The following is a 12,345-nucleotide window of genomic DNA, read 5'->3' on the forward strand; positions in this document are numbered from 1 at the left end:
CGGAAAAAGTCAAGTCAAATTCATTTTTCTTCAGAAATAACCATCTGATGAGCGGGCTAAGTTGCTTGCAGTTCATCCGTTTTAATGTTAAAACATTCAACCCTAGAACCTTGGTCTCTTGTTTCATTGATAATTCAGATAGTCTATCGATGGCAACGGTTATTGATTTGTCTCAAGCCATCTCTAGAGAAATTCGACTACAGCCATTGCTCTCAACCTTAATCCAGATAGCCTTTGAGATGACAGATGCTCAAAGCGTTACCCTGATTTTGCCTCATCCGGAGCATTTAGTCATAGCGGCTAGGGGGGTAAGGGGTACGAACCCAATCATTTTGCCCCTGACTCCCATCGAATCCAGCCCAGAGATTTCCCTGACGCTGGTTGAATATATTTGGCATCATCCCGACATTTTAGTCGTCTGTGATGATACGACAGACGTTACACGATGGTCAACGATCGCACTGAACCCTCAAAACCATACCCTCGATCCTAACGTTGGGTCAAAACTCAACACTCAACACTCAACACTTCCCCAATTGAGTGTATTATGTGCGCCGTTAACAGTGGGTGACCAGAAAATTGGTATTCTTTACCTAGAAAATAATCAAACCCGAGACGCATTTACGGGCGATCGCGTGGCGATTGTTCAACTCCTGTGCATCCAGGCTGCATCTGCACTAAAGAATGCTCAAGCCTACGAACACCTCGAAGACTATTCACGCACTCTGGAGAACACTGTAAAACAGCAAAAGCAGCAGTTACACCACAGTGAATCCCGCTATCGTGCCATTATTGAGGATCAAAGCGAACTAACTTGTCGTTACGGCGCTGATGGCAGACTCACCTTTGTTAACGAAGTCTATTGTCGCTATTTTAGTAAAACACCAGAACAACTCATTGGATACCGCTTTTCCCCTCTGATCCACCCAGAAGATAAACCCCTGCTAGAAGCCTTTATCGCCCGGTTGACTCCAGATAACCCTGTAGGTACAGTCGAACACCGTGTCATTCTAGAGAGTGGTGAGATTCGCTGGCAACAATGGAGCGATCGCGCTATCTTTGACGATCAAGGTCGATTACTGGAATTCCATGGGGTGGGACGGGATATTACCGATTGTAAATTAACCGAACAACGACTGCGCCACAGTGAAGCTCGACTCAATGCGATCATCTCCAGTACCTCCGACGGGATTATGATTGTCGATAGGCAAGGTCAAGTTCGTTTCACCAACCCAGCCGCCGCCAACCTCTTAAATCAGGATGTGGAGGAATTACTCAACTATAACTTTGGACTGCCTATTGGTATACATCAAACCACAGAATTGGGAATTGTTCGCGCCGATGGAAAACTCACTTTTGCGGAAATGAGTGTAGTTGAAACCGAATGGGAAGGTGAATCCGTTTTTGAGATTTGCTTACGTGATGTCACCGAACGTCAACGGGCGGAAGCCGCATTACGGGAAAGTGAAGAACGCTTCCGGGCAATTTTTGAACAAGCCGCCGTGGGAATTGCCCTAGGGACACCATCGGGACAGTTAATTCGGGTCAATCAACGATTTTGTGACTTGGTAGGATACGAGGAGTCGGAATTATTACAGCTTAGTTTCCCCGACATTACTCATCCTGATGACCGAGCCGCAGAACTCAATGATTTAACTCAATTATTGGCAGGTCAACGTTCCACTTATTCTAGAGAAAAACGCTTTATCCGTAAAGATGCTCAATGGCAATGGGTGAATCTTGCTGTATCCCTGGTGCGAACCTGGATGGATACCCCCAATTACATTATTGGCGTGGTTGAGGATATCCAACAGCGCAAGCAAACGGAAGCCGCCCTACAACAGGCTTTAGATGCAGCAGAAGCGGCTAACCGTGGCAAAAGCGAGTTCTTGGCAAATATGAGTCATGAACTGCGTACTCCCCTCAATGCCATCCTGGGCTTTACCCAACTCATGGCAAGGGATGCTTCTCTCAATCAAAATCAGCAGGATTATTTGGGCATTATTACCCGTTCGGGTGAACATTTGCTGGATTTGATCAATAATGTCCTGAATATGTCCAAAATTGAGGCGGGTAGGATTTCCCTGTCAGAAAGTAGCTTTGATCTCTACAGTTTGGTTGATTCTATTGCGGAAATGTTGCGCCTGAAAGCCCTATCTAAAGGGTTACAGCTTATGGTTGAGCGAACTGCCAATGTGCCTCGCTATGGGATTGCAGATGAGGGGAAATTGCGGCAGATTTTGATTAATTTAGTTGGTAATGCGGTTAAATTTACTTCACAAGGTAAGGTAATCTTGCGCGTGCAAACGATATCCGATACGATGACCCCACCCACGAACATCAATGCTCAATCCTGTCTGTTTTTTGAAGTCGAAGATACCGGGGTGGGTATTCGTGCTGATGAACTTGCTACCCTGTTTCAAGCCTTTGTGCAAACCAATACGGGTCAGCAATCGCACTCGGGAACGGGTTTAGGTTTAGCCATTAGTCGTCGGTTTGTGCAATTGATGGGTGGGGAAATTACCATTAACAGCACTCCTGGTCAAGGTACACTGGTAAAATTTGATATACCCATCGGTATCGTTCCCCAAGATCAGATTCCTAACCAACCCTTAAGTCGGCAGGTGATTGGTATTGCACCTAACCAACCCAACTATCGCATTTTAGTGGTAGAAGATCAATGGGCAAATCGCAAACCCCTGGTTAAGTTTCTGGAATCCTTAGGATTAGACGTGCAAGAAGCCGAGAATGGTCAAGTTGCTGTTGCTCGCTGGGAACATTGGCAACCTCATCTGATTTGGTTAGATATGCGAATGCCTGTGATGGATGGGTATGAAACCACTAAAATGATTAAATCTCATCCTCAGGGAAAGACAACCGTGATTATTGCCTTAACCGCTAGCGCTTTTGATGAAGAACGAACGGCTATTTTAGCAGCAGGTTGTGATGATTTTGTCGCCAAGCCCTTCCGCACTGAGGCGATTTTAGAGAAAATGGCACAACACTTAGGTATCCGTTATTGTTATGACGATTCTGCCCCACCCTCATCCGATGTCGATACATCGGTATTAACCTCTGAGGATTTCAGGGTGATGCCGACGAATTGGATTACTCAGTTGCACCAAGCCGCCATCCAGCTTAATAGTAAACAGATTGTTCAGCTTATCGAACAAATACCTCCAGAACAGACGTTACTCACGAAGGCATTAACCGATTTAGTTAATAACTTTCGTTGTGATGTCATTATGGATATAGCGCAAAAGGCTATCTCGTGATCAACACCTCCCGTTTTTCTGACATTGTAGAGATGGGACAGACCACAATACAATACAGCTTGGATAAACTCTAATTTATTTTCTGCTCCCAGACGCGCCATGGCACGTCTCTACTGGTTCTAGACGTGCCATGGTACGTCTGGAACAACCCCTGCTCCCCCTTGGCAGTCAGACTTGCTTATGAACAGTTATCAGCCAAAGACATCAAAAGGAATTATTTTAATTGTTGATGATACACCCGATAGCTTACGTCTTTTGGAAGCCGCACTGACAAGGTATGGGTATGAAGTTCGCAGTACAGTTAACGGTGCCATGGCATTAACGGCGGCAAAAGCGGTAGCACCTGATCTGATTTTGTTGGACATTTTAATGCCCGATATGAATGGCTATGATGTTTGCTCAGCCCTGAAAGCTTCCCCCGTTACTAGTGATATTCCGATCATTTTTATTAGCGCCTTAGATGAAGTCTTTGATAAAGTCAAAGCCTTTACCTTGGGAGGGGCTGACTATATTACTAAACCCTTTCAATTTGAAGAGGTTTTGGCGCGTGTGGATCATCAACTGACGATTCGCCAACTTACCCAGGATTTGGAGCAACGAGTCGATGCACGAACGGCTCAATTAAAACAAACCCTACAGGACTTACAACAAGCCCAAGTTCAGCTTGTACAGATTGAGAAAATGGCAACACTGGGTCAATTAGTAGCCGCCGTTGCCCATGAAATTAACAATCCTGTGGGGTTTATTAATGGAAATCTCAGTTGTGCTAAGGACTATACTCAAGATCTGATTTCTCTGCTGCGTCTGTATCAAGAAAAGTTTCCTCATTCCGGCACTGAAATTGAGCAAAAAAGTCAGGATATTGAACTCGATTATCTGATTGAGGATCTGCCCAATATTCTATCTTCAATGAAGCAGGGGGTTGACCGTCTCTTTCAGCTTAGCAACTCTTTGCGAACATTTTCTCGCTTGGATGCTCATCATAAGGTAAATTTCAACGTCCATGATGGAATTGAAAGTACGCTGTTGATTTTAAAACACCGAATTAAGGCAAATGATAAACGTTCAGCCCTTAAGGTGATTAAAAATTACGGCAATTTACCGCCTATCGACTGTTATCCTGGGCAACTGAATCAAGTTTTTATGAATATCATCGCTAATGCTATTGATGCCTTAGATGAATTACAGGTAAAAAAGTTGGAGGAATTGAATCAAGACTATCTGCCTCACATTAAAATTGACACCGATATTCAAGAAGATAAAGAAGTCGTGATTATTCGGATTAGCGATAATGGGATAGGTATGTCAACTCAGGTAAAAGACTGTATATTTGATAACTTTTTTACTACCAAACCCGTGGGTAAAGGAACGGGTTTAGGCTTGTCTATTGCGCGTCAGATTGTGGTCGAAAAGCATGGAGGTTCCCTAAATTTTAGTTCTACACTAGGGGAAGGAACAGAGTTTGTGATTGAGTTGCCCATTTGACATCCTCACCACGCCGTAGGGGTTTGGTCACCAAACCCCTATTTGGTGACCAAACCCCTACGACGAACGAACTGACTCTGGGAAGCGACGACTCAATACGGGTAACACAGGACAAGGTTTTTTCATCTGCAAGTTATCCGATGCTTGACCACTAAAGGTGTTCCAGCGAAAGGGTCCTTTGTGCGCCGCCGACATCCATAACAGTCGCTTTGCCCGTGTCATTGCTACGTATAATAAACGATATTCTTCTGCGGTTTTAAGCTGTCCCGCTTTCTCCCAGGCTTCCATGGCGGTGGGTAGGGGGAAATCATGCAAATTTGCCCGAATTTGCGCCCGCGCGACTTCGGCTAGGGTAAAATCCCCTAAAAACTGTGCCGCTGTGGGTACCCAGGGATTACCGGGAATGGTGTCTTCGTGGAGAAAGGGGAGAAATACATAGTCCCAATCTAATCCCTTGGCTTTATGCATGGTAATAATTGTTAGTTGACGGCGACGTAGATAGCGAGAGTCGGCGTCTTCGGTTTCTACGGGTTCAAACCGTTCCGATGAAACAATTTCACTCAATGCGGCTAAGGTAGCAGACATGGCGCTGCTGCTGTAGGTTTGTTTAACGACTCGTTCGGCGAGTTTATCGGCTGTGGCGAGTTCGGATTGGTCGTACTGTAAGGTGAGGGCTAAAAAGGAAATAAGCTGATAATGGGGTAATTCTAGACGCGCCCTTAATAGACTGCGGCAGTATCTGGCGGCTTGACTGACTGCGGGCGTGGGATGGGGGTCAAGGGGTCCTGGATAGAGGAATTGTTCGGGGTAGGTGGCGAGGGCGTTTAAGTCTTGGGTGGGAATGAGTTGGCGTTTAACTAGAACTTCTAATGCGGCTTTTAGGTAATCGGGAGAATGGGGACGGTCGATAAATTGCAATAATGCCAGTATTTCTATGGGAATGTGAGAGTGGCGATCGCTCCCCTGTACATCATACACCTCAATATCATGCTGGCGTTTGAGATAGTCGAGTTTCTGGGCGATAAAATTCCCTTGGCGATTTTCCCGCACTAATACCGCCGCGTTATGTTTGGGGTTGCGGGTGAATAAGTCTATAACCCTTTGTCCCAAAAGTTCTACAGTTTGATAAATATCACTGGGGGTATAAATTTCTAACCCTCGTCCCTCTGGCTGAGGATTGGCGTCGGTTTGTGGGTCATTAGGGGGTACGGTACGGATGGTTTGGGGACGAAAGGGACGAGTGGATTCATCCTCTTTTTGAGTATAGGTCTGATTTACCCAATTTAAGATAAAATTAGCGGCATCAATAATAATTGGTGTACTGCGACCCGCTTGATCCATCGTAGCAAGGCGCTGCTGCTGCTGACATTCGGTACAAAAGCGATTAAAATATATTGGGTCTGCGGGAGTAAAGGTGGAGTTAATCGCTTGATTTGGGTCACCCACCCGGATTAAATTGAGGGGTGTGTAAGGATTAGTCGGATCAGCGGCTAGAGTTTGTAGTAAGTGATATTGTAAAGGACTCGAATCCTGTGCCTCGTCTTCAAATACGGCAAAAAATTGCTGCTGCCATAGTTGGCGCACGGTGTTATCTTCTAGCACTCGCAACGCGGCTAGAATCATATCATCATAATCAATAAAGTCTCGCGATCGCGTCACTCGTTGATATTGCTCGTATAATCCCGCCGCGATCGCTAAAATGCCATAAGGGTCATTGGTTTGTTGACTGATTACCCATAAGTCTTCGGGTAATAATCCGGAACTTTTGGCTTCGTGAATTACCGTATATGCCAAAGACGGTAACACTTCGGTTCGCAATACGGATTGTCGCCGCAATCGTTCCGTCTCTTCCCCATCAAAACTTACTCCTTCCAACAAAATAGAATAGCGACGCGGATTGGCAGCAATCCACTGTTCCACACAAGCACGAATTAAGCGGTGGGTTTGATTGGGGGTGACAACGGTTAGCGTATCTAAATTAATCCCCGATAAATCAGGATGGCGGTTGGCAATATTTAGGGCTAACCCATGAAGAGTATACACCACAAAACTATTTTGGGGTAAGCGTAGCGGTTTAAGATAATCCCTAATTTTCCCCTTAATTGAAGCCGCCGCCGATCGCGTAAACGTGACCACGACCAATTGTCGTTTACCATGGAGTTGATATCGCGCGATCGCAATGGCTGCCGCGACTGCCATTCCCGTAGACTTCCCGGCACCCGGTACCGCCGACACCGCCAGAGTTCCCCCCTGCCAATCTGCCATCGGTTGTTGTCCTTGGCGTAAGCTGTTCCTCAGGCGTTGCAATTCCTGCTCTCTGAAGGCAGTTAGGGACAGTGGTAAGGTGTCTTGAGTCACGTTGGGATGATCTGGCATTTTTTAAGAGGAAAGGCGATAATTTTAGGTATATACACTCATCACTCGTCACGGGTTTAATTCGGTTTCATCTACGGGAATAACTAGCGAACCAATCAAGACACCTTCATGGCAGGGAGAAGGGTTATGGAACTACTGCGGCACTCAGGAGAGATTATTGCCCAGCGTTATCGCATTGTAGACCAATTAGGTCAAGGTGGTAGTGGGACAACCTATCACGCACAAGATTTACAAACGGGGCAACGGGTAGCCCTGAAAGCCTTATCACTCCACCGGATGACGGATTGGAAGATGCTGGAACTCTTTGAACGAGAAGCCTATGTTCTAGCGCAATTGAATCATGTTGGTATTCCCAGGTACTTGAACTATTTTCATGTTGACACACCTCAAGATCGATCATTTTATCTGGTTCAAGAACTAGCCGCAGGGCAATCCTTGGCAATGTGGGTACAAAAGGGGTGGCATGGGAATGAATCAGAGGTGCGACACATCGCGATTCAACTCTTACAAATTCTAATTTATCTGCACCAGCAAAACCCACCGATGATTCACCGGGATATCAAGCCCCAGAATATTATCCGAACTCCTGATGGGCGCGTGTTTCTGGTTGATTTTGGTGCGGTGCAAAATACCTATCACAGTACATTTATGCGTGGTAGTACGGTGGTGGGAACCTACGGATACATGGCACCCGAACAGTTTCGAGGACAAGCGGTTCCGGCAACAGATTTATATGGATTAGGGGCAACCTTATTATTTTTGATCACTCATCGTTCTCCGACTGATTTACCCACAGAGGGGTTAACAATAAATTTCCGTTCCCATGTCCAGATTAGTGAAGGATTTGCCGCTTGGTTGGAGACGATTTTAGCACCCGATGTTGAAGATCGATTTTCGTCCGCCCAGGAAGCGTTAGCGGTACTAGAGGGTAAGCAAAGACTGAAAACTCAAACCCCTACACCTGTTCCCTGGAAAGGCTTAATCGCCGCTACACTTGTAGCGATTACGGCAGCTAGTGTCGTTAACGTCTACAAATATCCTCTGCTTGGAGTCTTGGGTATTACACCCAGAGCGATACACGAAGCGGCACAAAAGGGAGATATTGATACAGTTAAGAAACATCTAGATACAGGAGTTAGTGTTAATGCTAGAGATGTTTCAGGCGCAACTCTATTACATCAGGCGGACTCAAAGCAATTGGTAGAGTTATTGATAGCTAATGGTGCTGATGTCAATGCCAAGGACAAGTATCATAAGCAAACCCCTCTATTTTTAGCCTTAGCGAAGGGCTATTATCATGAATCTGGTGCAATAAAAAATGAACGTAAGGAAATCGTAAAACTTTTGCTGGCTAATGGGGCAGATGTCAATGCTAAAGATGCACAGGGTCAGACTCCCCTATTTCCAGCGGTAGGCAAATATTCTGTGGATAACGAGCAGAATGAAATCATAAAACTTTTGTTAGCCCAGGGAGCTGATATTAATATTAAGGATAATCAGGGGAAAACTCCCTTGCATGAAGCCATAGCCTCAATCCAGTATGACCCTGACAGAAATCAAGCAAAAGAAGTGATAGAACTGCTTCTTGCCAAAGGAGCAAATATCAACGCCAAAGATAATCAAGGGAAGACACCCTTACAACTTGCGATGGCATCGAGTGATTTGCATATTGTGGAACTGCTCAAACGGTACGACGCCAATAAGTAAAAATCTGATCATAATCCTACAGGGGTAGCTATGGAATTGTTGCATCAATCGGGAGAAATTATTGCCCAAAGTTATCGGATTATCCGGATTTTGGGACAAGGTGGCATTGGCATAACTTATGAAGCTCAAAACCTGAAAACGCATCAGTCAGTTGCCCTCAAATCATTGTCGTTGCGGCGAATGACAGATTGGAAGGTTCTAGAGTTATTTGAACGAGAAGCTCACATTCTGGCTCATTTAAATCATCCGGCTATTCCCCATTACCTAGACTATTTCCAAGTAGACACATCTCAGGATTGTTACTTTTATATTGTGCAACAACTCGCTCCGGGTAACTCTCTCGCCACGTTGGTAGAAAATGGCTGGAAACCGAATGAACGTGAGGTGAAACATTTAGCCGCACAAGTTTTAGAAATTCTGGTTTATTTGCAGCAGTTAACCCCACCAGTGATTCACCGTGATATTAAACCTCAAAATATTATTCGCACGGAAGACGGGCAAGTTTTTCTGGTGGATTTTGGTGCTGTACAGGATACTTATCATAATACGGTTACAGGCGGCAGTACAGTTGTCGGAACTTACGGATATATGGCACCCGAACAGTTTCGGGGACAAGCGACTCCAGCCACAGATTTATATGGTTTAGGAACTACACTACTTTTTCTGTTGATGGGGAAATCTCCGGCGGATTTACCTCAACGCCAGCTTAAGATTCATTTCCGCTCTCATGTGCGTATTTCTAAACCATTTGCCGACTGGTTAGAAAAGATGCTAGAACCTGCCATTGAGAATCGATTTCCTTCGGCTCATGCTGCTTTAGCTGTACTGAAAGGAGAGAAAAGTGCTGATGATTGTATCGTACAAAAGCCATGCAGACCTAAGTATACTCCGATTCGGTTGACTGAGACAGAAGAACGTTTGCTAATAGAAATTCCCCCTGTTTTATTACGCACCAAGCATAGTCAAATTTTTGGACTCATTTTTCTGATTTGGACGGGATGTACATTGCCGCTGGCTTTGATATACTATACTTTTTCAAATTATATAAACCAGAGTAGCATAGGATTATTTTTTGTCCATATTATTTTAACCTGGGGAATAGTTGGTTTACTATCTTACCTATCATCTATTACATCTCGCAAAAGATTAGAGATTGATATAAAAAATATCCGTATATTTATCTGGAATTTAAGACTATCTCAAGGAAAAATTCAGGGATATACGCAGAAGATTAAGCAAGTCAAGTTGGGGTTGTTTCCATTATATGGACAATATATTGTCCTCGATATGCCATCATTAAGGTGGTATTCAAAATTCAGCTTTGGCTTTTACCTAACTAAACCTGAACAAGAATGGCTAGTCTGGGAGATTCGGACATTTCTGGATAAAGTACGAAACACTGAGCAAGGAAGGGTTAACTCACTACCAGAATCTGACCTTAAAAATAACGATCGCAGGCGTCTCTAGAGATGACTGAATCCTAGACTGGGTAAATACACTATCCCTTCAGGATTCAACGCAAGCTTGATAAAGCGACTTGATTAAGTCTGTGGAACTGAGATTTATCTCCATAATTCATTAACTAGCTGGATAATAAGGGTAACTTTAGTCGCTTTTGTTTTGGCTGTTCATAATGCCATTCTGTTGTTGATAAAAAATCCAGAATACTTTGAGCAATAGCCTTAGATGCTAAGTAAGGAACCCCATTACCAATTGTTTTAAACATATTTGTCAGTGACATGTCATCGGGAAGGACAAAGTTTTTCGGTAACGATTGTATAGCCAGGGTTTCAGCAACAGATAAACGACGCGCTTTATAAGGATGTAAGTGAACTTCGTTATTTCCGTAACAAGCTGTCGGGGAATAACGCCATCGGTGAAGACGTTTGTAAGACTTTCGTGAATCATCTCCCTCCGCCACCGAAAGAAATCGCTTGAGTCCCGCTCTCGGTTTAAAATGATGTTTAGCATTGGGATGGTTAAGTACATCGTTTTTCCGAAACCAATATTCAACTGTTAGTTCCTGAATAATATCATTAGAGCAAGGGCGGTGTGAATTTTCCTGAAAGGGATCAGTTGCAGCCCAAGGACAAGCGAAAACTCTTGGCTTAGGATATACAATAGAAGTCATCCAGGAAAAAACGCCTTCAGGCATAAATTGGGCAGTTGGCGATAGTCCTATATCTTTGACTAAACTTCGATGAAATCCGAGTAGGATAATCCTCTCCCTATCTTGAGGAACGCCGTATTCTATCGCGTTAATTAGACGCTCTGTTAATAGATAGCCAGCTCTATTTAGCTGATCTTTAAGCTGTTCAAAAAAAAGACGGTGTTTTTTCGTTTTCCACAATCCTTTAACATTCTCGAAGAGAAAGAAATCCGGTTGATATTGGCAAATTAATTTAACATAAGCAGCCGAAAGTTTACCATTATCACCGTCTTTCCCTCGGTTTTTCCCCCCAACTGAGAAGTCGGGACAGGGAGGACCACCAATGAAACCAATAATGTCCGTAGATTTGCGAGCATCCTGGATTAAATCCCAGAGCTTTAAGGCTTGTTCACCTTCTATCAGTTGCTCAACATCTCCATCTTCGGCATAATGGCATCCGTATTCGGGTAATGGCAGATTCAGAACTTGTCTAGAGTAACGGTAAGCTTCTACATAGGAGGGATTAATTTCATTCACATATACGATATCAAAACCACTGGCTTCAAAGCCTAAATCAAGAAATCCAATTCCAGAAAAGAAAGAGAAAAGTTTGGGTCTAAGGGTCATTTATCAACTATAAAGGATAGAAATATTATACCAGTTTAGATAATCCAGAATGAGTTACTTATGTCAGGGCACTATCCTTGCGCTCTTACGGTTGGGTGTACTATTAGCACTTGAGAATTCTCTTCCGACGCTGGTTTCTAGATTGGCATTTCCTGATCACAGTAGCTACATCGCCAGTAAAGTCCTCCTAAACGTATATGACAGAGTAAGGTATCTGAGCAACAAGGGCAAGTAGGCTTCTTAATTATTAATTGCTTCAGAGTTTTAGCTCCATCCTGTCGGCTGCAACCCTTTTCCAGGTGAGTCAGCCCTGAGAGCGGCTTACTTGACTTGGCGGGCATTTTTTAAAGCTGAATGAATCATACTTTAAGTATAGTTGTATTGACTTGACATTAAACTTAATGTTAAATAAGATAAAAGGCTTTATGATGAGAATGAGTCATCAGGAACATTTAAGGGATTAGATAGGGAGGCTGGCAATGGCATTTTTGCCGTATTTACCGAAAAATTGGGTCTAAAGCCTCGTCCTTAAAGGACGACTTTGTGTTAAAATTCACTTAGAGGAAAGGGTATTAAACCTCTATAAAAACCCAGAGCCGAGAGGCATCGCACCTTGAAAACTAGGCTTAGAGGGTTCTGTACAGAAAGGCTTGTACAGGTAAAAAGTCTAAGCAACAAGCACCAGAAAACACATTCTTTCTTGTTTTCAATAGTACGATAGGGCAT

General features: G+C 44.0%; 6 protein-coding genes. 4 read left to right on the forward strand and 2 right to left on the reverse strand.

What is annotated here, in order from left to right:
* Positions 1 to 149: 149 nt before the first annotated feature.
* Positions 150 to 3,275, forward strand: a complete 3,126-nt coding sequence (locus RLO19_RS09605) for a PAS domain S-box protein (RefSeq protein WP_446355885.1) — start codon at positions 150 to 152, stop codon at positions 3,273 to 3,275.
* Between the two features lie 180 nt (positions 3,276 to 3,455).
* The gene (locus RLO19_RS09610; RefSeq protein WP_446355887.1) at positions 3,456 to 4,760 is read left to right on the forward strand and encodes a sensor histidine kinase; all 1,305 of its coding nucleotides are present in this window, start codon (positions 3,456 to 3,458) and stop codon (positions 4,758 to 4,760) included.
* A gap of 57 nt (positions 4,761 to 4,817) precedes the next feature.
* On the opposite strand, the gene RLO19_RS09615 is transcribed toward RLO19_RS09610, so the two are convergent.
* The gene (locus RLO19_RS09615) at positions 4,818 to 7,136 is read right to left on the reverse strand and encodes an ATP-dependent helicase (protein ID WP_446355888.1); all 2,319 of its coding nucleotides are present in this window, start codon (positions 7,134 to 7,136) and stop codon (positions 4,818 to 4,820) included.
* A gap of 126 nt (positions 7,137 to 7,262) precedes the next feature.
* On the opposite strand from RLO19_RS09615, the gene RLO19_RS09620 reads away from it, so the two are divergent.
* A complete protein-coding gene (locus RLO19_RS09620) occupies positions 7,263 to 8,843 on the forward strand; it encodes a protein kinase domain-containing protein (protein ID WP_446355890.1) in 1,581 nt (526 codons plus the stop codon).
* 30 nt (positions 8,844 to 8,873) lie between these two features.
* Positions 8,874 to 10,310 (forward strand): serine/threonine protein kinase, encoded by a 1,437-nt coding sequence (locus RLO19_RS09625; RefSeq protein ID WP_446355892.1) that lies wholly within the window; start codon positions 8,874 to 8,876, stop codon positions 10,308 to 10,310.
* Positions 10,311 to 10,425: 115 nt separating this feature from the next.
* On the opposite strand, the gene RLO19_RS09630 is transcribed toward RLO19_RS09625, so the two are convergent.
* Positions 10,426 to 11,619, reverse strand: a complete 1,194-nt coding sequence (locus tag RLO19_RS09630) for a DNA cytosine methyltransferase (protein WP_446355893.1) — start codon at positions 11,617 to 11,619, stop codon at positions 10,426 to 10,428.
* Positions 11,620 to 12,345 lie beyond the last annotated feature (726 nt).

This window comes from Coleofasciculus sp. G2-EDA-02 (assembly GCF_040226375.1).
Lineage (GTDB): Bacteria > Cyanobacteriota > Cyanobacteriia > Cyanobacteriales > Coleofasciculaceae > Coleofasciculus.

Bases quoted from the DNA above. Each gene is read 5' to 3' on its own strand.
- RLO19_RS09620 (WP_446355890.1), top strand. From the start codon at position 7,263: ATGGAACTACTGCGGCACTCAGGAGAGATTATTGCCCAGCGTTATCGC.
- RLO19_RS09605 (WP_446355885.1), top strand. From the start codon at position 150: ATGGCAACGGTTATTGATTTGTCTCAAGCCATCTCTAGAGAAATTCGA.
- RLO19_RS09615 (WP_446355888.1), bottom strand. From the start codon at position 7,136: ATGCCAGATCATCCCAACGTGACTCAAGACACCTTACCACTGTCCCTA.
- RLO19_RS09625 (WP_446355892.1), top strand. From the start codon at position 8,874: ATGGAATTGTTGCATCAATCGGGAGAAATTATTGCCCAAAGTTATCGG.
- RLO19_RS09630 (WP_446355893.1), bottom strand. From the start codon at position 11,619: ATGACCCTTAGACCCAAACTTTTCTCTTTCTTTTCTGGAATTGGATTT.
- RLO19_RS09610 (WP_446355887.1), top strand. From the start codon at position 3,456: ATGAACAGTTATCAGCCAAAGACATCAAAAGGAATTATTTTAATTGTT.